Here is a 19792-nt window from a genome sequence, read left to right on the forward strand (position 1 = left end):
TAACAGGGGATATTATGAAAACAGCACCGCTGATGATGCTCGTCTTGACCCTCATCCTTACCGGCTGCGCGCAATCGCCGGGCTCGAGCAAAAAGGGCGCAGGCACCACGTTCCTGACGCAGGTGGCCAGCCCCGGCTGCCTGGGCGCGTCTTCCATTAATAATACGCTGACGCCGCCGGTGTTGTATCAAGGCATGGTCAGCTGTATTAAGGCCAATAATGTTAACGACGGTATATTGCTGTACGCGGTGGCGGGCAGCTATTCCTATTTTGACACGCTGCGTTTGAATACCGATCAGGCCAGGGAAGCGCACTCCAGCATGCTGGGCGAGGCACTCGGCATGCTCTCGCCGCCGCAGCGGCAGACGTTTTGGCAAGCCTTGAACAGCAAGCTGAGTAACAAACAGCAGTTGGCCGGCGTTTGCCGCCAGGTGCAGTCGATTGGCAAGCCGGTCTACGCACCGGTCTATCTTATGTCCGCCGATGGCGGTAGGGGTGAAACCGGGGCGGCGGAACAGCCAAAACTGTGGAACCAGGCGCTCAGCGGCTATTTACACTGCGCGACTGATATCGTCAGCATCCGCTAAGGGCGCTTCCCCCTCAGGCTGGGAGCCGCACCTATTGAGGCGCGGCTCTCGATTTTTTAGCCCGACACGATCCTGTAGTTTCACCCCGATCCTGTTTTTCCCGCCGTTCAAATGAAATGTGATATCGCGCAAGAAATCAAACTAATATTACTTGTATGGTAGTCTTTGTCATATTAGGTGAGTTTGTATGCGCGCCCCGCAACGTTAAACGGACGCGAGCTGCCGGTAGCCTCTTATCTATATGAACCCGCTTATCTTCCGGTCGCCCGTCTCGAAGACGGCACGATGTGGAATTGGTCATAACTTTACGCAGTCAGGACGTTTAACGTGCAACTATCAACGCAAACCTTATCTGAATTATCCGGCCGAGTGTCTACGCCGACCTATCCACGCGATCAACTCAAGATCCGTATTGTTCACCTTGGTTTTGGTGCCTTTCATCGTGCGCATCAAGCGGTTTTCGCCGACGAACTGGCCAGCGCGCACGGTAGCGATTGGGGTTATTGTGAGGTGAATCTGATCGGCGGCGAGCAGCAAATAGCCGACTTAAAACAGCAGGATTTACTCTACTCCGTGTGCGAAATGAATGCGGATAACTGGAGTGGGCGGGTGGTGGGTGTGGTGCGCCAGGCGCTGCATGGGGTGACCGATGGCATCGATCGGGTGCTCGAGGCCATGACCCAGCCAGATGTCGCCATTGTTTCCCTCACCGTCACCGAAAAGGGCTACTGTTATGTGCCGTCCACCGCCTCCATCGATACCCATAACCCGCTGATTGAACACGACCTGGCCCATCCACACCAGCCACAGTCTGCACCCGGCGTGATTATTGAAGCCTTGCGCATTCGTCGTGAAAAAGGCTTGCCGGCGTTTTCGGTCATGTCGTGTGATAATATTCCGGAAAATGGTCATGTCGCCCATAATGTGGTCATCGCCCTGGCAAAAAACCGCGATCCTGCTTTGGCGGATTGGATAGAACAGCACGTCAGCTTCCCTTCCACCATGGTTGATCGGATTGTGCCGGCAATGACCCCGGCCAGCCTGGAAAAGATCTCCGGCGTGTTGGGCGGTATGGCCGATCCGGTGGGTATTGCCTGTGAACCGTTCCGGCAATGGGTGATTGAGGATAATTTTGTTGCCGGCCGTCCCGAGTGGGAAAAAGTCGGTGCCGAATTGGTGGCGAATGTCTTGCCGTATGAGGAAATGAAGCTGCGTATGTTAAATGGCAGCCACTCTTTCCTGGCCTATCTGGGGTATCTGGCCGGATATCAGCATATCGATCAATGCATGCTGGACGACAATTACGCCCAGGCCGCTCGCCAATTGATGCTCAGTGAGCAAGCGCCGACCTTACATACCTCAGGGGTCGATCTCACCGCGTATGCCGAGTCCCTGCTGGCACGCTATCGCAATACGGGTCTGAAACACCGCACCTGGCAAATTGCGATGGATGGGACCTTGAAACTACCGCAGCGTATGCTGGATTCTATCCGGGTGCATCTGGCGCGCGGCACGGCGTTCCCTCTGTTGGCGTTAGGTGTTGCCGGCTGGATGCGTTATGTCGGTGGCGTGGACGATAGCGGTGAAAAGATTGATATCAGCGATCCATTAGCCGTGCAACTGGCGCAATTGGTGCACAACTCCGCTGATGGTCGGCCCCGCGTCGAGGCATTGTTAACCTTACACCAGGTGTTTGGTACCGATCTGCCGGCTAACGCGCTGTTTGTCAATCAGGTGGCTGACGCCTATACCTTGTTGCAAAACCAGGGTGCCAAAGAGACGGTGAAACGGGTATTAAAGCATCTCGCCTAAACGGTCAGGTCATGACCACCGAAGGATGGCGCACTGCGCCATCCTTGACTAACCCGACGGGTTGCAGGGGATTTAACCGGTTATCGTTATGAACGGGTTTGGATTGATTAACCGGGAAATATCATCATGGAAGCATTATTTAATTTCAATAATACAGAGCCCATCAACCAACAGATATACTGGCAACTGCGCAAAGATATTGTCGAATGCTGCATTCCGCCAGGCACATTGTTATCTGAAAAGGAAATTGCCGGGCGTTTTGCGGTATCTCGCCAACCGGTGCGCGAGGCGTTCATCAAATTAGCCGAAGTGGGTTTGGTGCAGGTATTGCCACAGCGCGGCACTCTGGTACTGAGAATTTCGGCACAACGTGTAGCGCAAGCACGGTTTATTCGCCAAGCCATAGAGTGCGCCGTCGCTCGTCGCGTGGCTCAAATCATCACGCCACAGCAGATTCTGCTGCTAGAGCATAATTTACAGCGTCAAGAATGGGCGTCACAGAATCGGCAAATGCGCGATTTTTTTTGCCTGGATGACGATTTTCATCGTTTGCTGAGCGATATCGCCGAGTGTCCCTTATCCTGGAGTGTTATCGAATCCATCAAAGCCACCATGGATCGGGTACGTTTTCTCAGCCTGGAACAGGTTTCTCCGCCACAGGCGTTACTGACCCAGCACTTCGCGATATTCAACCGCATTAAAGCCCGCGACCCCGATGCCGCCGAACGGGCGATGCGCGAACATCTCCAGGTCATTATTGATACCATCACACCGATCGCCGAACGCAACAGCGATTGGTTCGCCGACGATTAAGCGACACGACGCGTCCGCTAGCCAATCAATCACCCAATATAGACCTTAAATAATTCGAATGGCAGTAAGGCGGCAAACGAAAGAACCCCGATGAACGTGCCCAAGTCAGTGATTCGGGAAAACGAGCGCAGGCAACGCACCAGCAGCTCGGAGCCTGACGGCGATAACGCTATTTTTTCATCAACGATTTCAGATTGGCAAAAGGATTATGGGTTGCCACGCCCATGTCCTTTTGTGCATCCTCGCCAGCCACCACCGTCGAACCATACAGATCCGCATCAGTATATTTGGAATGCTCATTGTCGTGGCAATACAGACAAAGCATTTCCCAATTACTGCCGTCTTCCGGATTATTGCTATGATCATGATCGATGTGATGCACCGTGAGCTCACGCAAATTAGAATAAACAAATTCGCGCGAGCAGCGCCCACATACCCAAGGGAACAGTTTAAGCGCTTTTTCACGATAGCCGGTTTCAAGCCGGGCGTAGTTTTTAGGAATAAATGCCATACAAAGCCTACAGTGTAAGGGGTTAAGGTGATCACCCCAATAGATTGGGGTGTAGTTGGCGATATAAGCGATATAGTAGCGCTAATCAGTGGCACCCGTCATCTTTCGCACAGCAGGTGCGTTGGCCGCGTGCGCTCACCCGAATCACTTACGTGAGTAAGCTCATCGGGTTCTCTTGCTTGCCGCCTGCCTGCAGCACGAAAGCTATAGGGGTTACCCGTCATCTTTCGCACAGCAGGTGCGTTGGCCGCGTGCGCTCACCCGAATCACTTACGTGAGTAAGCTCATCGGGTTCTCTTGCTTGCCGCCTGCCTGCAGCACGAAAGCTATAGGGGTTACCCGTCATCTTTCGCACGGCAGGTGCGTTGGCCGCGGGTCCCTGGCGACAGGGTCTATGCTTAAATGACACAATGTGTTCCTATTTTATCAAGCAACAGGACGTTCTGGCTCTTGGATATTAATCATTTAATTGAGCAATATGGGTATTGGGCGCTGTTTATCGGCTGCCTGGCGGAAGGTGAAACGGTGACGTTGCTTGCTGGCCTGGCGGCACATGATGGTTTATTGCGTTATGGTCTGGTGGTGTTGATCGCGGCGCTGGGCGGTGCCGTCGGCGATATGACACTCTATTTTATCGGCCGCCGTTATGGCACCGGCATATTGCGCCGTGTTAAACCAGCTCAGGCCAATATTGAACGGGCTAATCGGCTCATTCTCCGCTATCCGCTGTGGTTTGTGGTGGGTGTGCGATTTATGTATGGATTTCGCCTGATAGGTCCGTTGCTCATTGGCGCCAGTCGGCTGGCGCCCGCCCGTTTTGTGCCGCTCAATCTTCTTGGTGCGGTGTTGTGGGCATTTATCTTCGCTACACTGGGTTATTGGGGCGGGCAGATTATTGCACCATGGCTGCGCCATCTTGACCACCAACTTAAATATGGCCTGCTCTTGGTGGGATTATTGTTGTTGCTCTGTCTTGTACCGCGCGCAATACGCTATTTATTACGTCGTAGACGACGCTAGACCCTGTTCTGGGTGCTGAACGCCGCTGCTGATCGACAAAATACCACGCTGGTTCTGTGAGGAACATCGCATCGCTTTATTCAGATGCCAGAAAATATTTTTCCCATACCCGATCTTATTGGGCATTTGACTGCTGTGGAAGCCAATTTGGTTATCTATACTTTGAAATCAGTTCAATAATTCAATGTCTTATTTATAATAATGAAAAAAAAATCTCTGTATGCTGCCCGCATTAGCCTGTTTATTCTATCGTCCTTCGCCTGTGCCACTCAGGCGGCCACTTATGCTTATGTGGCGAATGCCGACAGTGCCGATATCTCGGTATTCCGACTCGACGAAGCCAGCGGCGCATTAGCGTCGGTACAAACCTTGGCGGTAGGTGGAACCGTAATGCCGATGGCGCTGTCTCCCGACCACCACTCCTTGTATGCCGCGTTGCGCTCGAAACCCTATCGGGTGCTGACGCTGGCCATTAATCCCACTGATGGCCGTCTGACGTTACGCAAATCCTCACCATTAGCGGAAAGCATGGCGTATATTTCCACCGACAACACCGGCCGTTATTTATTCTCGGCGTCCTATGGTGGCAATATGCTGGCGGTGAATAACATCGATACCAGTGGGGTGGTCGGTGAGGTGCGGCAAACCATCAAAACCGGACCTATGGCGCACGCCATAAGGAGTGCGCCGGATAATCGTTATGTGTTTGCCTCTGTTTTGGGCGCGGATGCCTGGCTGCGCCTTAAACTGGACGCGAAAAGTGGACAGTTGCAGCAGGATCTCGCACCGGCCTATGCTCTGCCGGCAAAATCCGGCCCACGGCATTTTATTTTTTCCCCCGACCGCCGGTTTACTTATCTCATTGATGAACTGGATGGCAAGTTACATGTATTGGCCTTTAACCCGGTCACCGATACGGCCAAACCACGCCAAACGGTATCGATCTTGCCGCCCGACTTTAGCGGAGATAAACCCTGGGGTGCGGATCTGCATCTCACGCCGGATGGGCGCTTTCTCTTTGCCTCTGAGCGTACGTCAAGTACCTTGGCGGCTTTTCGGGTGAATAAAAAATCCGGCCAATTGACCCGTATTGGTACCTGGCCCACCGAAAAGCAACCGCGCGGATTTAATATTGATCCCTCGGGTCATTATTTATTGGCTGTAGGTCAATTGTCGACGCAAATGCGCGTTTATCGCATCGATGGGCATTCTGGGGCACTTAACGCGATCGGGCAATATCCAGTGGGGCACAATCCTAACTGGATAGAAATAGTGAAATATTAAATATTTAATATTTTTCACCTTGGTATCTAAAGAATCGACAAGCTTTGCCGATAACGCTTACGTAAGGTCAGGTTTTGTTGTTCACGGCATGCTATGACGTGATTTCTTGAAAAAAGCCAAGGTGAAAGTATTCATGAATAAAATAAAGAGTTTGAAGGTATCCCATAAGCTTTATTTTGGCTTTGGTATCGTTTTGCTACTGGTGCTGGTCGCCACGGCACTGAGCGTACAGCGGTTTAAGCAAATTCGAGATATTTATCAAAAAACCAATTTAATCTATGATATCAATATTGATGTATTCCAGGTTAAGGTCAATCGGGTTAAATATCTTTACAGTTTGGATGACAAAGTCAAGAACGTCATGGCCGGTTATATTGAGCAGGCCACGACTCTTACCGAACAAGCTAAACAATTAAGTTGGGGAAGTGATGCTCGGGAAAGTGTGAATAATATTGCACATTATCTGGTCGATTTTCATAATTCCCTGGAGCAAATGGGCGTTTATGCCCAAAAGGGCCTGGCGCTCAAGACGCAATTGGATAGCCTCTACCGCCAGAATACGCTTGATGATTTCAAGAACCAACTGCGTAATCTGCCATTCGATTACGATTTTCAGCGTAAATCCAATGAGTTGATGTCATTATTTCCGGAGCTGAAGATCCAGGCATATAACCTACGGCTGCAAAATGACGATGCTGCGCTGAAACAGTTACACACCAGCTTTTCCCAGGCCCAAACCAGTTATCATGATCTATTGCCGGGGCTAACCCCGGAACAAACCAGCGCGGTGGAGACGTTATGGGGCAGTTTTGTCCAGTATAAAGACCTCAGTGAGGCCTATTATGCCAATGCCAACCAACTGGCCAATGCGGAATCAGCAGTTAAAGTCGCCGGTGATAAGAGTAGCGCTGCGGTTAAAGTGATTATCAAGATCGTAAAAGAAAAAAATGACGCTCTGGCGCTCGGCTCGGCGAGTATTACCATTATTATCGGTCTGATTGCGATCATGCTGGGCATTATAGTGGCATGGTATATCACCCGGCTTATCACGGTGCCGGTCATGCAAAATTTATCATTGGCCGAACGTATCGCCAGCGGCGATCTTAGCGCAACTATTATTGCCGATCGCCATGATGAACTGGGGCAATTAACCTCCGCCATGGGACGAATGAATGAAAAACTGCGTCGTATGATTTCCGATGTGCGCGATTGCGTCGCTACCGTCGCGTCGTCGGCAGCTAAAATCGCCAATGGTAATAACGATCTCTCTTCGCGAACCGAGCAGCAGTCCGCCGCAGTAGTGGAGACCGCCGCCAGCATGGAAGAGCTGACGGCTACGGTGAAAAACAATGCCGGTAATGCCCGCCATGCCAGCCAAATTGCCCAGGAAGCGTCCCTGAATGCTCATAAGGGCGGTGAAGTGGTGAAAAATGTGGTCAAGACCATGGATGAAATTTCGTTAAGCTCGCGGAAAATTTCCGATATTACTTCGGTTATCAACGGCATTGCTTTCCAAACTAATATATTAGCGTTGAATGCCGCGGTGGAAGCGGCCAGAGCCGGGGAGCAGGGACGTGGTTTTGCGGTGGTGGCGGGGGAAGTGCGTAGTTTATCCCAGCGCAGTTCGCAGGCGGCCAAGGAGATTGAAACCCTGATTGCCGATACGGTTTCACGGATCAAGGTGGGAACCGAACTGGTTGCGCAAGCGGGTGGCTCCATGGAACAGATCGTGACCTCGGTAGCGCGGGTAAACGATATTATGGGCGAGATTTCATCAGCGTCGGAAGAACAGAGCCGGGGCATCGAACAGATCGCCCGCGCGGTAAGCGAACTGGATATTACCACGCAGCAAAATGCCGTACTGGTCACCGAGTCGTCAGTTGCGGCCAATACGCTGGAAGGTCAATCAGCATTGCTGGAAACGATGATCGCCAACTTCCGCCTCACTGCCGAGGAAAATGCCCGTTTGTCACCATCGGCCAACAAACCGGGTTCAGTGGATAGGTCCTCCACCCCAGCTGCTAAGCCGGTTAAAGCGACCGCCACGTCAGATGAAAGTTGGACCACCTTCTAGGCGCCATCGACCATCTTGCCCACCATGCTCGCAGGTCCGATGTTGTCATCAAGTCGATATCGGCCCATCAGGGCCGATATAATGGAATCTCTTCACCAATACTGTATTTATTGCGCAGTATGGCCGACATTTTGTCCATGAGCATCACGATGCCCACCATGATAATGGTGATAAACATCACCACATCCCAGTTCCATAAGCGCATATTTTCGGCATAAACCAGTCCTACCCCACCCGCGCCGACAAAACCCAGGACTGCAGCGGAGCGAGTATTGGACTCAATCTGATACAGGCTGAGCGCCAGAAAGGTCGGAAAAGATTGAGTGAAAATACCGAAACGGTATTTTTGGATATTATTGGCTCCGAGAGCAGTTAACCCACGGCCAGGGGACCTCTCTACCGCTTCGTGCCCTTCGGCATACAGTTTGCCCAGCAGCCCCACGTCCTGAAAAATAATCGCCATTACGCCAGCCAGCGGGCCCATTCCCAGCGCCCGGACAAACACCATGCCCCAAATCGCCATGTCAATCCCGCGTAACACATCGAAAAAATGGCGAAACAGCGACGCTATCGGACGCAACAGCGGTGCCGACATGACGTTGCGCGCCGCCAGAAAAGACAATGGCAGCGCGATCAGTGTCGCGGTAACGGAGCCTATCAGCACAATGGCGATGGTAATAAAGATTTGCCACAGATAATAACCGAAGGGCCAAGAAGCCACGTCATGCCAGATCAGCATGCGCAGGAAGTAATGGCCGATTTGCTGACTACCGTTAACCAACCGGGGCCAGGGCAGGCCGTATTGCAAAAAGAAGTAGACGTAGTACAACACCATAATAGAGGCAATCAAGCCAATACGCCTAAGATAACGGTTTTGACCGGCAAAGATGTCGCGGTGCTGCTGCCTGATTTCTGCTACCGCTTGCGGCGATAATGAGTGAGTTAACATTATTTTTTCCCCTCGACGACCCACTTACGTAAGGTGCCTGATAGCGCGTCCAACGCTGCCACTACCAGAATAATCAGCAATAACGTCATGCTGATCTGATCGTATTGATCGAGCTTGATATTGGTCATCAGCTCCTGGCCGATGCCGCCGGCGCCCACCAGGCCAAGAATGGTCGACAGCCGGAAATTGATCTCCAGGCGCATAAAACTATAGGAGAGAAAAATGGGTTTTACCTGGGGCCACAGACCAAAACGCATGCATTGTAGCGTCCCGGCACCGCAGGCGCGTAGGCCGCGTACCGGCTGATTAGAGGCACTTTCCAACGCTTCATAAAACATTTTGGTCAGACTGCCGACTGTGTGTAACGCCAGCGTCAGAAACCCGGGAAACATACCGATGCCAAACGCCATCACAAACATCACCGCCCATGCCAGCTCGGGCATGGTGCGTAAAAAGGCCACCGACGTGCGGATAATCAAGCGCAGGGCCGCGGGGGTGTTGGTATTGGCCGCCGCCAGAAAGGCCAGCACGCTGGCCGCCAGCACCGAAATCATCGTCGCGGCCAGCGCCATCTGCACGGTATCCCAAATCAGCGGTAGCTGGATAGGCAGGCGATAACCCCAATAATGCAAAGAACCTTTGGTATGCACGTCAGCAAACAAGACCTGCCAGTGCAGAACCGGAATAATTTGCGCCAGGTAGTCAAAAAAATGCGGAAGAGAGATCCATACGGTATAAAGATTAAATTCGGCCAGGGTACCGGCGCCAAGGTAAAGCACCACCAGCCCCAGCGACCAGAGAAGTGTTTCGCGTTTTTGCTTGCGGCGAATATCAAGGTAATAGCGGGTAAAGTCGTTATTCACAATAAGTCACCGAAGGGACGCCGAACGCGAATCGCGCTCGGCGTGGGTGAATAGCCGTTGCGGGTGATTAACGTTTGACCTGGGTCAGCTCACGTTTTAAGTCAATGATGTCCTGGAACTCGGCCAAAGACGTCGGCTCAACATGTTGCTTGCCGCCTACCGCTTTGATAAAGCATTGATGATCGTCTTTATCCAATTGTTTTATCGCCGCCACCAGCTTGGCTTTAAATGCTGCCGGTAACGAATGGCGGACTAAAATCGGGCCATTCGGGATGGTCGGCGATTGCCAGATAATCCGGATCTGTTTCATTAAATCAGGATGACCGGCGCGGATCAGTCGGCCAAAGGCGCCGGTATTGTAACCACTGTTATAATCGCCGGTTAATGACGTCCAGGTTACCGCGCCAGCAAACTGACCGTTCAGTACCCCGAGAATATCCTGTTCATGGCCGCCTGAGAAGGTGACGCTTGAGAAGAAATTATTATATTTGTTATCAATATTGCCACCAAACTGCTTTTTAAACACATGGTCGGGTATCAGATAACCGGAGGTCGAGTCGGGATCGGCAAACGCAAATGATTTACCCTTTAAATCTTCCAATTTTTTGTACGGGCTGTCGGCTTTTACCACTACCACCGAATGATAACCGCGCGACTGGTCGTTATCGTCAACCACAATACCGGCTAAATCTACCGAGTTCGGATTATTCAGATAGACCGAGGCGAAAGACGAAGGCGACATACTCAGCACCATATCCACTTTTTCTCCGAGGATCCCTTGAATAACACCGGAGTAATCCGAGGAGTTACGCAATTGGGTATCAACATTCAGTTTTTTATCCATAAACTGTTTTACACACTGGTTGTCGCCAATTTGCTGGGTCGCATTTTGCCCGCCGAGAATACCCAAATTCAATACTTTTGGTGCGTCGGCTGCATGACTGGCAAAACTGATTATCGTGCTGGCCAGCAAGGTAAGGATGGAAAAAGTGGGTTTCATATAGTTATATCGCCTTGGTTTAAAGATGATTAATTCAATAAATTCATTACCCAGCCTCAATGTACCTGGGCTGCTTCTTCACCGTATAAGGCCTGCAGCACCTGATCATCAAGTCGCCCGGGGGCACCGTCATAAATAATCTGTCCCTGAGAAATACCAATCACTCGCGTACAGTATTCTTTTACCAATTCCACCGAGTGCAGATTGACCACCACGGCAATATTGTTTTGCGCCACCTTTTGCAACGCATCCATAATCCGCCGGGTATTTTTCGGATCAAGGGACGCTACCGGCTCATCGGCCAGCATAATGGTTGGGTTTTGCATCATGGCGCGGCAAATCGCCACCCGCTGCATCTGGCCACCGGAGAGATGTTCTGCGCGTTGTAAAGCGTGGGGCAGCATATTCAGCCACTGCAATAGCTCAATGGCTTTAGCGCGATCCCCGTCATCGAAGATCTTGAATAATGACTTCCAAGTGGAGGTGTGGCTTAGACGGCCCAATAACACATTGGTAATAACATCCAGGCGCGGCACCAGGCAAAAATCTTGGAATATCATGCCGCACTGTGCTCGCCAGCGCCGCATTTGCCGCGCGGTTAGCCGGGCGATATCAAGCGTAGATCCATCCGTCTGGAAATGCAGCATCTCACCGCAGGTGGCCGGAATGGTGCCGTTGAGCATATGTAATAAGGTGGATTTTCCGGCGCCGGAGCGGCCGATCACCGCGACCATCTCACCGGCGTAAAGATCAAAATTAATATTTTTCAGAACACGCTGCTGTGCGGTAAATTGCTTATTTAACCCTTTTACCGCCAACACCTGTTTTTTAAGTTCAGGTTGCGGTGGGTAATAAGGGGGTTGCGCCAGTTTTAATATTGCCTGTGCCATGTGAATGCCCCTGGTTCAAACCATCAGCTCATTATGGAATCTATACCCTAAATAGTTCGAGTAGCAGGATAAGCAAGGCACCTGCAACCTGAATCCTGAATCCTGAATCCTGAATCCTGACGGGTACATTAAGGGATTTATTTATGACAGTGGAATGATCTTTATATGATGCTCCGGTGACGCCATTCGCTTCTTGGCGTCAGTGTGCGGCATAACATATTCTTTTGAATATTGTTCATCGTTACGTCATCCCGCGTTAACTGAATTGTCATGTCGCCAACCCATCATAAAAGCCAATTTCATAACGGGCATATCACCATTATTTTTCGAGCTGCAACCGAGTCGCTAATAAAATGATGTTTATGACCCGCCGATGTATCACGCTATGCCTTAGTGGCATATACCGGTTTGCGGAGTATCTGGCTTATGATTAACTTATCTAGACATCCGACCACTTATCCCACCCGTTATCAGGAAATCGCCGCCCTACTCGAAGGGGAACTGCGGACACAGTATCGCAGCGGAGATTACCTGCCATCCGAACAGCAACTGGCGCAGCGCTACCAGGTGAATCGCCATACCTTGCGTCGTGCAGTGGATCAGTTAGTCGATCGCGGCTGGCTTCAGCGCCGCCAGGGTATTGGCATCCTGGTACTGATGCGGCCCTATGACTACCCGCTGCATGCCCGAACGCATTTTAGCCAGAATTTGCTCGATCAGGGCAGCCATCCCACCAGCGAACTGCTGCTGGCGGTACTGCGTCCGTGCAGCGAGCCGGTGGCCATTGCACTGAACTGCGCCTCGGGTGACGGTGTTATTCATTTGCGCACCTTACGTCGTGTGAACGGTGTGCCGCTAAGCGTGATCGACCATTATCTGCCGGACCTGAGCTGGTGGCCTGAGCTACAGCAGTTTGAACAGGGATCGCTGCATGAGTTTATCAAGCAGCGGCTTGGCCAAGGGCTGGTGCGCAGGCAAACGCGGATCAGCGCCCGGCGATCGCAAATCAAAGAGAGCCAATTGCTGGAGGTGGCCAATCAAATCCCCTTGCTCTGTGTGCGCACCCTTAACGCCTGTGTCGACAGTGACCGGGTGGCGGAATACTCCTTTACCCTGGCTCGCGCCGATATGATCGAACTGACGATGGAGCACTGAATGTTTACCCAAGAGCAAAGGCAACGGTGGATGGCCGAATTGGCCGCCAGCCCTCCGGCACGTTTAGCCGCCCTGTGGCAAGCGCTGGCGCTGCGGGTGGAATATCAGCGGGTGCGGGCACCGGAAATTGGCCTGACCCAGTTGCAGGCCCGTATGGGGGCTACCGGTCGTCGATTTGTCATGGGTGATATGACGGTCACGCGGGCGGTGATTCGCCTAGAGAATGGCACCTATGGTTACAGCTATATCGCCGGCCGCGATAAGGCGCACGCCGAGCTTTGCGCCCTGGCTGATGCACTGCTGCAGCAAGACGCGCACCATGAACGTTTGCAACGCAACCTTATCGAACCCCTGGCCGCGTTGCGCGCGGAGCAACAGCAATTGCGCGCTCGGAAAATCGCCGCCAGCCGGGTGGATTTCTTCACTTTGGTCCGGGGAGATAATCAATGAATTTACTCCCAGGATTTACCCAGCCAATCGAACTGTGCCAACAGAATTTTCGCCTTATTCTCAAAGCGTTGAGCGAACCGGGTGTGCCGGTGGGCTTAAACGGAACGGCGGGATGGGGCCGGCTTGGTGCGACGGCGACCGCGGTGCTGCTGACGCTGGCCGACGGCGAAACGCCGGTCTGGTTAAGCCCTGAGCTGATAGAGAGCACGGCGGTTGATAATCTGCGGTTTCACACCGGCGCCCCCCTGGCCGGGTCATTGAATAGCGCCGTATTTGCGGTGTTTGGCCAAGAGATAAGCGACGCACAGCTGCGGGAATTGCCCTGTGGCAGTGAGGTTTCCCCTGAACACAGCGCCACCGTGCTAGTGCAACTGGAGCATCTGGATCAGGGCGCGCCGTTGCGTCTGCGCGGGCCGGGCATTAAAACCCAGCGGGTTATTGCGCCAAGCCTGCCTGCGGCAGTACGGGACTATTTGCTGGAGGGTGCCCGGCGCTTCCCGCTGGGTATCGATTTCCTGCTGGTGAACGCCGATGGCCTGTTGGCCTTGCCGCGCACCACCTTTGTGGAGGAGAGCTAATGTACGTTGCGGTTAAAGGCGGGGAAAAGGCTATCGATGCCGCTCATCAATTGCAAGAGCAATTGCGTCGGGGCGAGAGTGATCACGCGGCCATTGCCTGTGACCAAATAGACCAGCAACTCGGCCTGGCGGTCGATCGCGTCATGACCGAAGGGGGCGTTTACGACCGGCAATTGGCGTCGTTGGCGATCAAGCAGGCCAGCGGTGATCTGGTGGAGGCGATATTTTTGCTGCGCGCCTATCGTACCACCTTGCCCAGACTGGCGGTGAGCCAGCCGCTGGTCACGCAAGCGATGCGCCTGGAGCGCCGTATTTCGGCGGTCTATAAAGATCTGCCCGGTGGACAGGTATTGGGACCCACCTATGACTATACCCACCGCTTGCTGGATTTTTCCCTATTGGCGCAGGGGCTTGAGGTGCCGCCGATCACCACCGAGGCCGAGCCGTTGCCGGCCTCCTGTAGCCATGTATTTGATCTGCTAAGCGCACAGCAATTCGTGTCACCAGAGCACGACGATGGTACCCCGCCCGATGATATTACCCGTCATCCGCCGGCCTACCCCTGCTCACGTTCCGCCCGCCTGCAACAATTGGTGCGCGGGGATGAGGGATTCCTGCTGGCGCTGAGTTATTCCGGCCAGCGTGGTTATGGCCGCACTCATCCTTTTGCCGGCGAGATCCGCAGCGGTTACGTCACGGTGAGCATCATGCCCGAAGAACTGGGGTTTGTTATTGATATCGGTGAGATCTTGCTGACCGAGTGTGAAATGGTTAACGGGTTTGTCGATCCCGAAGGGGAGCCGCCGCATTTTACCCGAGGTTATGGACTGGTGTTTGGCCGCGCCGAGCGTAAGGCGATGGCCATGTCGTTGCTCGACCGCGCCTTGCAGGTGCGCGAACACGGCGAGCCGGTGGACAGTCCGTCCCAGGACGAGGAGTTTGTGCTGGCCCATGCGGACAATGTGGAAGCCGCCGGTTTTGTTTCCCACCTTAAGCTGCCGCATTATGTGGATTTTCAGGCCGAATTGGAACTGCTTAGTCGCCTGCGTCGTGAATATGGGCTACGTCATGATGCATCGGCGGGAGAAGGCGAATGAGTGAAATACTGACCGGTTATAATCCAGGCTATCTGGATGAACAAACCAAACGCATGATCCGCCGTGCGATATTAAAAGCGGTGGCCATTCCCGGTTATCAGGTGCCGTTCGGCGGCCGTGAAATGCCGATGCCCTATGGCTGGGGTACCGGCGGTGTGCAACTGACCGCCAGCGTCATCGGCGCTGATGATGTGTTAAAAGTCATCGATCAGGGAGCGGACGATACCACCAATGCCGTCTCGATTCGGCGCTTTTTCCAGCGGGTATCCGGTGTGGCCACCACGGAAAAAACCACTCAGGCCACACTGATCCAGACCCGCCACCGCATACCGGAAACCCCGCTGGTCGAAGATCAGATCCTGATTTACCAAGTGCCCATTCCTGAACCGCTGCGCTTTATTGAACCTCGGGAAACGGAAACCCGCACCATGCACGCACTAGAGGAATATGGCGTGATGCAGGTAAAACTCTACGAAGATATTGCCCGTTATGGCCATATTGCCACCGCCTATGCTTACCCGGTCAAGGTCAATGATCGTTATGTGATGGACCCGTCACCGATACCTAAATTTGATAATCCAAAGATGCATATGATGCCGGCGCTGCAACTGTTTGGTGCCGGGCGTGAAAAGCGCATCTACGCCGTGCCGCCTTACACCAAGGTGGTCAGCCTGGATTTCGACGACCACCCTTTCAGCGTTCAGCGCTGGGAAAAACCCTGCGCCCTGTGCGGTTCCCGCCAGAGTTATCTCGATGAAGTGGTACTCGATGATGTAGGTAACCGAATGTTTATTTGCTCCGATACGGACTATTGCCAAGGCCAGTTGGCGCAGCAAGGTCATCAGCCAGAGGGTTTGTCATCATGAGCTCGATCCTGCCGTCTCCCTCGCCGCTGTTGTCGGTAGAGCACCTCACGCATCTTTACGCCCCAGGTAAAGGATTCAGCGATGTTTCATTTCAGATCTACCCCGGTGAGGTCCTGGGTATCGTGGGCGAATCCGGGTCAGGAAAAACCACACTGCTAAAATCGGTGTCGGCCCGTTTATTGCCTCAATCGGGACGGATTATCTATCGCCCTGGTGCGGCGGAACCCCAAGATCTTTACGCCTTGGCGGAAAGTGACCGGCGCCGGTTATTGCGTACCGAATGGGGTGTGGTGCATCAATATCCTCTTGACGGGCTGCGCCCACGCGTCTCTGCCGGCGGCAATATTGGCGAACGCCTGATGGCCATGGGCCAACGCCATTATGGCGACATTCGGCGGGAGGCCGGGCGCTGGCTCGAGGATGTCGAAATCCCACTGTCCCGCATTGATGATTTCCCCACTACCTTTTCCGGCGGTATGCAGCAACGGCTGCAAATTGCCCGCAATCTGGTGACCCATCCAAGGATCGTGTTTATGGATGAACCCACCGGCGGACTAGATGTGTCGGTACAGGCGCGGTTGCTCGATCTGCTGCGCAATCTGGTGGTTGAGATGGCGTTGGCGGCGGTGATTGTGACGCACGATCTGGGCGTGGCGCGGCTATTGGCCCATCGCCTGTTGGTGATGAAGCAAGGGGTGGTTGTGGAAAGTGGCCTGACCGATCGGGTGCTTGACGATCCCCATCATCCTTACACCCAACTGCTGGTGTCGTCGATCCTGTCCTGAGAGAGGAATAAGCAATGCAAAACCAACCGGGCAACACGCAATTACGGGTTGAGCATCTGAGTAAAACCTTTGTATTACATAACCAAAACGGCACCCGACTGCCGGTATTGCATGACGCCAACCTAACGGTCGACGGTGGTGAATGTGTGGTGCTGCATGGCCACTCGGGCAGCGGTAAATCGACGTTGTTACGCTCGCTTTACGCCAATTACCTGCCTGACGAGGGACACATTTGGGTCAGGCACCACGCGCGCTGGCTGGATATGGTCCAGGCACCGGCCCGTGAGATCCTGGCGGTGCGGTGTCATACCGTCGGCTGGGTCAGCCAGTTTTTACGGGTTATTCCGCGCATCGGCGCGCTGGATTTGGTGATGCAACCGCTACTGGAACTGGGTATCGACCGTAAACAATGCCAGGCGCGCGCCGAGGCGCTGCTGGTCCGACTGAACGTGCCGGCACGTTTATGGCCACTGGCCCCTTCCACCTTTTCCGGCGGCGAGCAGCAACGGGTCAATATTGCGCGCGGATTTATCGTTGATTATCCGGTGTTGCTACTCGACGAACCCACCGCATCCTTGGACGATCAAAACAGCCAGGCGGTGGTGGCGCTGATTGAACAGGCCAAGCAGCGCGGTGCGGCTATCGTTGGCATCTTTCACGATGAAGGTGTGCGCCAACGGGTAGCCGACCGGTTATATGAAATGCAGCCGCCGCAGGCGGTGGAGATCGACTGATGATTATCAAGAATGTTCAACTGATACTCGAGCATGAGGTGGTGAAGGGGGCGCTGGATGTCCGCGAGGGCGTTATCCACCACATGGCCGAGGGCACCAGCCAACTGCCGCAGGCGCTGGATGGCGAGGGCGGCTGGTTGTTACCCGGCTTGATCGAACTGCATACGGATAATCTGGATAAATTTTTTATGCCCCGGCCGAATGTGGACTGGCCTGCGCATTCGGCCATGAGTAGCCATGATGCCCTGATGGTCGCCAATGGCATCACCACGGTGCTCGACTCGGTAGCCATCGGTGATGTGCGCGACGGTGGCCATCGTTCCGGTACCTTGCAAAAAATGATCGATGCGATCATCAGTAGCCAACATTTAGGTCTGACTCGTGCCGAGCATCGGTTGCATCTGCGCTGCGAACTGCCCCACAGCAGTACACTAGGGCTGTTCGAGCAGCTTATGACGCTGCCAGGGGTATCTTTGGTATCGCTTATGGACCATTCACCTGGCCAGCGGCAATTCGTCTCGCCGCAGAAGTATCGTGAGTACACCCAAGGCAAATATCATCTCAGCGACCGGCAGATGGATGAATATGAAACGCAGCAAATCGCTCTGTCTGCGCGCTGGGCTGCGCCAAACCGTCAGGCGATTGCCGCCCATTGCCGCGCGCGCAACATCACCCTGGCCAGCCATGATGACGCCACGGCGGACCACGTTAAGGAATCCCACGATCTGGGCAGCGCCATTGCCGAATTTCCCACCACCGAGGCGGCAGCGCTGGCGTCACATAGCCTGGGATTACAGGTTTTGATGGGGGCGCCCAATATCATTCGTGGCGCATCGCATTCCGGTAACGTGGCGGCCCATCAACTGGCGGCGTTGGGGGTATTGGATATCCTCTCGTCGGACTATTATCCGGCCAGTCTGCTGGACGCTGCGTTTCGTATTGCGGCCGACCCGTCAAACCCACTTTCCCTGCCGCAGGCGGTGATGTTGATGACCGGCAATCCGGCACGGGCGCTGGGACTTCTGGATCGCGGGCAGCTCACCGAAGGTCGGCGCGCCGATTTGGTGCTGGCGCACCAACATCAAGATCATGTTTATGTGAAAAATGTCTGGCGCCAGGGGCTACAGGTCTATTAATGGCTGACTTATTTTATCTGATGGGTCCTTCCGGTTCGGGCAAGGACAGCCTGCTGAACGCGCTGGCATACCAACCGCAACCCACGCTGATTGTTGGACATCGTTATATTACCCGGCCGGCATCGGCCGGTGGGGAAAATCATATTGAGCTTAGCGAGGCCGCCTTTGCCCAGCGGCGCGATCGGGGACTGTTTGCCCTTCATTGGCAGGCCCACCAATTACGTTATGCGCTGGGTATCGAAATCGATCTCTGGCTACAGCTCGGTCTGAATGTGATGGTTAACGGTTCGCGCGGCCATTTGGCCACCGCACGTCTCAGGTATGGTTCCCATCTGATCCCGCTGTGCCTGCAGGTTGCGCCCGAGGTGCTTTTCCAACGGTTACATCAGCGCGCCAGGGAGACGCCGGAGCACATTAACCAGCGTCTGGCGCGTGCGAGTGCTTACCAGCATACCTTACCGGCAGATTGTCTGCTGCTGGATAACAACGGCTCCTTGGCTGATACGCTTGCGGCGTTGCGGGCGCTATTGCCGGCGCCCCATAACACCCCTTACCCCCAGGAGAACCCATCATGACCTGCGCAGCGCAACCGAAGATCGGCCAAAACGTGATACTCAACAGCACGCAGCTTGGCGCGTATGTCCACCTGGCGGACGACACTATTTTGCAAGAAGTGGATATGGGTGACTATTCCTACACTGCTGGTCATAACCAAATCTTCTATGCCACTATCGGTAAATTCGTTTCCATAGCATCCTATGCCCGCATCAATCCGGGTAACCATCCCACCTATCAACGCATTGCCCAGCACCATTTTACCTACCGCGCTTCAGAGTATGGCTTGGGCGAGGATGATGAGGCTTTTTTCGATTGGCGGCGCGAGCAGCACGTGACTATCGGCCATGATGTCTGGATCGGCCATAACGCGGTGATCATGCCTGGTGTTACCCTTGGCAATGGCGCGGCCATCGGCAGCGCGGCGGTGGTCACCAAAGATGTAGCGCCCTATACCATAGTGGCGGGCGTGGCGGCTAAACCCATTGGTCAGCGATTTTCCGATGCGATGATCGAACGTATTGAGCGCAGCCAATGGTGGCATTGGGATCATGATACGTTGCAACAACGCATGGCGGATTTTCGTGATATGCCGACCTTTGCTGCGCGCTATTTGTCCTGAATCCAACCCTA

General features: G+C 53.8%; 21 protein-coding genes and 1 pseudogene. 17 read left to right on the forward strand and 5 right to left on the reverse strand.

Annotated elements, in window-relative coordinates; genetic code table 11:
* The first annotated feature begins 14 nt into the window (after positions 1 to 14).
* From SJI19_RS03590 to SJI19_RS03605, 4 genes and pseudogenes are all read left to right on the forward strand, one after another.
* Positions 15 to 587: a hypothetical protein gene (locus tag SJI19_RS03590; RefSeq protein WP_323476905.1), complete on the forward strand. Its 573-nt coding sequence runs from the start codon at positions 15 to 17 to the stop codon at positions 585 to 587.
* A gap of 228 nt (positions 588 to 815) precedes the next feature.
* Positions 816 to 890, forward strand: a pseudogene (locus SJI19_RS03595) (hypothetical protein); the annotation flags it as partial.
* A 24-nt stretch (positions 891 to 914) separates the two neighbouring features.
* Positions 915 to 2399 carry a mannitol dehydrogenase family protein gene (locus SJI19_RS03600; protein WP_416347493.1) on the forward strand — a complete coding sequence of 495 codons (1485 nt, stop codon included), beginning with the start codon at positions 915 to 917 and terminating at the stop codon, positions 2397 to 2399.
* A gap of 126 nt (positions 2400 to 2525) precedes the next feature.
* Positions 2526 to 3212, forward strand: a complete 687-nt coding sequence (locus SJI19_RS03605; protein ID WP_323476906.1) for a GntR family transcriptional regulator — start codon at positions 2526 to 2528, stop codon at positions 3210 to 3212.
* Between the two features lie 169 nt (positions 3213 to 3381).
* On the opposite strand, the gene yajD is transcribed toward SJI19_RS03605, so the two are convergent.
* The gene (yajD, locus tag SJI19_RS03610; protein WP_323476907.1) at positions 3382 to 3723 is read right to left on the reverse strand and encodes an HNH nuclease YajD; all 342 of its coding nucleotides are present in this window, start codon (positions 3721 to 3723) and stop codon (positions 3382 to 3384) included.
* A gap of 450 nt (positions 3724 to 4173) precedes the next feature.
* Between yajD and SJI19_RS03615 the strand changes: the two genes are divergently transcribed.
* From SJI19_RS03615 to SJI19_RS03625, 3 genes are all read left to right on the forward strand, one after another.
* Positions 4174 to 4743, forward strand: coding sequence for a DedA family protein (locus tag SJI19_RS03615; RefSeq protein WP_323476908.1), 570 nt, complete (start codon positions 4174 to 4176; stop codon positions 4741 to 4743).
* A gap of 201 nt (positions 4744 to 4944) precedes the next feature.
* Positions 4945 to 6027, forward strand: a complete 1083-nt coding sequence (locus SJI19_RS03620; RefSeq protein ID WP_323476909.1) for a lactonase family protein — start codon at positions 4945 to 4947, stop codon at positions 6025 to 6027.
* 133 nt (positions 6028 to 6160) lie between these two features.
* On the forward strand, positions 6161 to 8101 hold the full coding sequence (locus SJI19_RS03625; RefSeq protein ID WP_323476910.1) for a methyl-accepting chemotaxis protein: 1941 nt from the start codon (positions 6161 to 6163) through the stop codon (positions 8099 to 8101).
* 67 nt (positions 8102 to 8168) lie between these two features.
* Here the strand turns inward: SJI19_RS03625 and phnE (SJI19_RS03630) are convergent, their stop codons facing one another.
* From phnE (SJI19_RS03630) to phnC, 4 genes are all read right to left on the reverse strand, one after another.
* Positions 8169 to 9050, reverse strand: coding sequence for a phosphonate ABC transporter, permease protein PhnE (phnE, locus tag SJI19_RS03630; RefSeq protein ID WP_323476911.1), 882 nt, complete (start codon positions 9048 to 9050; stop codon positions 8169 to 8171).
* The gene (gene phnE, locus SJI19_RS03635; protein ID WP_323476912.1) at positions 9050 to 9913 is read right to left on the reverse strand and encodes a phosphonate ABC transporter, permease protein PhnE; all 864 of its coding nucleotides are present in this window, start codon (positions 9911 to 9913) and stop codon (positions 9050 to 9052) included. Before phnE (SJI19_RS03635) ends, phnE (SJI19_RS03630) begins: the two co-directional genes overlap by 1 nt.
* 67 nt (positions 9914 to 9980) lie before the next feature.
* Complete coding sequence (gene phnD / locus SJI19_RS03640) at positions 9981 to 10913, reverse strand: phosphonate ABC transporter substrate-binding protein (RefSeq protein WP_323476913.1); 933 nt, start codon at positions 10911 to 10913, stop codon at positions 9981 to 9983.
* A 56-nt stretch (positions 10914 to 10969) separates the two neighbouring features.
* Positions 10970 to 11803 carry a phosphonate ABC transporter ATP-binding protein gene (gene phnC, locus SJI19_RS03645; RefSeq protein WP_323476914.1) on the reverse strand — a complete coding sequence of 278 codons (834 nt, stop codon included), beginning with the start codon at positions 11801 to 11803 and terminating at the stop codon, positions 10970 to 10972.
* Positions 11804 to 12232: 429 nt separating this feature from the next.
* Between phnC and phnF the strand changes: the two genes are divergently transcribed.
* The 10 genes from phnF to SJI19_RS03695 are packed head-to-tail and all read left to right on the forward strand — an operon-like array spanning position 12233 to position 19781.
* A complete protein-coding gene (phnF, locus tag SJI19_RS03650; RefSeq protein ID WP_323477070.1) occupies positions 12233 to 12958 on the forward strand; it encodes a phosphonate metabolism transcriptional regulator PhnF in 726 nt (241 codons plus the stop codon).
* Positions 12959 to 13408, forward strand: a complete 450-nt coding sequence (phnG, locus tag SJI19_RS03655; RefSeq protein WP_323476915.1) for a phosphonate C-P lyase system protein PhnG — start codon at positions 12959 to 12961, stop codon at positions 13406 to 13408.
* The gene (gene phnH / locus SJI19_RS03660) at positions 13405 to 13986 is read left to right on the forward strand and encodes a phosphonate C-P lyase system protein PhnH (protein WP_323476916.1); all 582 of its coding nucleotides are present in this window, start codon (positions 13405 to 13407) and stop codon (positions 13984 to 13986) included. Before phnG ends, phnH begins: the two co-directional genes overlap by 4 nt.
* Positions 13986 to 15083 (forward strand): carbon-phosphorus lyase complex subunit PhnI, encoded by a 1098-nt coding sequence (locus SJI19_RS03665; RefSeq protein ID WP_323476917.1) that lies wholly within the window; start codon positions 13986 to 13988, stop codon positions 15081 to 15083. Before phnH ends, SJI19_RS03665 begins: the two co-directional genes overlap by 1 nt.
* Entirely contained in the window at positions 15080 to 15949 is an 870-nt protein-coding gene (locus SJI19_RS03670) for an alpha-D-ribose 1-methylphosphonate 5-phosphate C-P-lyase PhnJ (RefSeq protein WP_323476918.1), read from the forward strand. Before SJI19_RS03665 ends, SJI19_RS03670 begins: the two co-directional genes overlap by 4 nt.
* On the forward strand, positions 15946 to 16734 hold the full coding sequence (gene phnK, locus SJI19_RS03675) for a phosphonate C-P lyase system protein PhnK (protein ID WP_323476919.1): 789 nt from the start codon (positions 15946 to 15948) through the stop codon (positions 16732 to 16734). Before SJI19_RS03670 ends, phnK begins: the two co-directional genes overlap by 4 nt.
* A 14-nt stretch (positions 16735 to 16748) precedes the next feature.
* Positions 16749 to 17468, forward strand: coding sequence for a phosphonate C-P lyase system protein PhnL (phnL, locus tag SJI19_RS03680; RefSeq protein ID WP_323476920.1), 720 nt, complete (start codon positions 16749 to 16751; stop codon positions 17466 to 17468).
* On the forward strand, positions 17468 to 18604 hold the full coding sequence (gene phnM, locus SJI19_RS03685) for an alpha-D-ribose 1-methylphosphonate 5-triphosphate diphosphatase (protein WP_323476921.1): 1137 nt from the start codon (positions 17468 to 17470) through the stop codon (positions 18602 to 18604). Before phnL ends, phnM begins: the two co-directional genes overlap by 1 nt.
* Positions 18604 to 19179 (forward strand): ribose 1,5-bisphosphokinase, encoded by a 576-nt coding sequence (phnN, locus tag SJI19_RS03690; protein ID WP_323476922.1) that lies wholly within the window; start codon positions 18604 to 18606, stop codon positions 19177 to 19179. Before phnM ends, phnN begins: the two co-directional genes overlap by 1 nt.
* A complete protein-coding gene (locus SJI19_RS03695) occupies positions 19176 to 19781 on the forward strand; it encodes a DapH/DapD/GlmU-related protein (protein WP_323476923.1) in 606 nt (201 codons plus the stop codon). Before phnN ends, SJI19_RS03695 begins: the two co-directional genes overlap by 4 nt.
* The last annotated feature ends 11 nt before the right edge of the window (positions 19782 to 19792 follow it).

It is taken from the genome of Acerihabitans sp. TG2, from assembly GCF_035013185.1.
Lineage (GTDB): Bacteria > Pseudomonadota > Gammaproteobacteria > Enterobacterales > Enterobacteriaceae > Acerihabitans.

What these genes read in the sequence shown, in the direction of transcription:
- SJI19_RS03590 (WP_323476905.1), top strand. Translation starts at nt 15, where the DNA reads ATGAAAACAGCACCGCTGATGATGCTCGTCTTGACCCTCATCCTTACC.
- SJI19_RS03605 (WP_323476906.1), top strand. Translation starts at nt 2,526, where the DNA reads ATGGAAGCATTATTTAATTTCAATAATACAGAGCCCATCAACCAACAG.
- yajD (WP_323476907.1), bottom strand. Translation starts at nt 3,723, where the DNA reads ATGGCATTTATTCCTAAAAACTACGCCCGGCTTGAAACCGGCTATCGT.
- SJI19_RS03620 (WP_323476909.1), top strand. Translation starts at nt 4,945, where the DNA reads ATGAAAAAAAAATCTCTGTATGCTGCCCGCATTAGCCTGTTTATTCTA.
- SJI19_RS03625 (WP_323476910.1), top strand. Translation starts at nt 6,161, where the DNA reads ATGAATAAAATAAAGAGTTTGAAGGTATCCCATAAGCTTTATTTTGGC.
- phnE (WP_323476911.1), bottom strand. Translation starts at nt 9,050, where the DNA reads ATGTTAACTCACTCATTATCGCCGCAAGCGGTAGCAGAAATCAGGCAG.
- phnD (WP_323476913.1), bottom strand. Translation starts at nt 10,913, where the DNA reads ATGAAACCCACTTTTTCCATCCTTACCTTGCTGGCCAGCACGATAATC.
- phnC (WP_323476914.1), bottom strand. Translation starts at nt 11,803, where the DNA reads ATGGCACAGGCAATATTAAAACTGGCGCAACCCCCTTATTACCCACCG.
- phnG (WP_323476915.1), top strand. Translation starts at nt 12,959, where the DNA reads ATGTTTACCCAAGAGCAAAGGCAACGGTGGATGGCCGAATTGGCCGCC.
- phnH (WP_323476916.1), top strand. Translation starts at nt 13,405, where the DNA reads ATGAATTTACTCCCAGGATTTACCCAGCCAATCGAACTGTGCCAACAG.
- SJI19_RS03665 (WP_323476917.1), top strand. Translation starts at nt 13,986, where the DNA reads ATGTACGTTGCGGTTAAAGGCGGGGAAAAGGCTATCGATGCCGCTCAT.
- SJI19_RS03670 (WP_323476918.1), top strand. Translation starts at nt 15,080, where the DNA reads ATGAGTGAAATACTGACCGGTTATAATCCAGGCTATCTGGATGAACAA.
- phnK (WP_323476919.1), top strand. Translation starts at nt 15,946, where the DNA reads ATGAGCTCGATCCTGCCGTCTCCCTCGCCGCTGTTGTCGGTAGAGCAC.
- phnL (WP_323476920.1), top strand. Translation starts at nt 16,749, where the DNA reads ATGCAAAACCAACCGGGCAACACGCAATTACGGGTTGAGCATCTGAGT.
- phnM (WP_323476921.1), top strand. Translation starts at nt 17,468, where the DNA reads ATGATTATCAAGAATGTTCAACTGATACTCGAGCATGAGGTGGTGAAG.
- phnN (WP_323476922.1), top strand. Translation starts at nt 18,604, where the DNA reads ATGGCTGACTTATTTTATCTGATGGGTCCTTCCGGTTCGGGCAAGGAC.
- SJI19_RS03695 (WP_323476923.1), top strand. Translation starts at nt 19,176, where the DNA reads ATGACCTGCGCAGCGCAACCGAAGATCGGCCAAAACGTGATACTCAAC.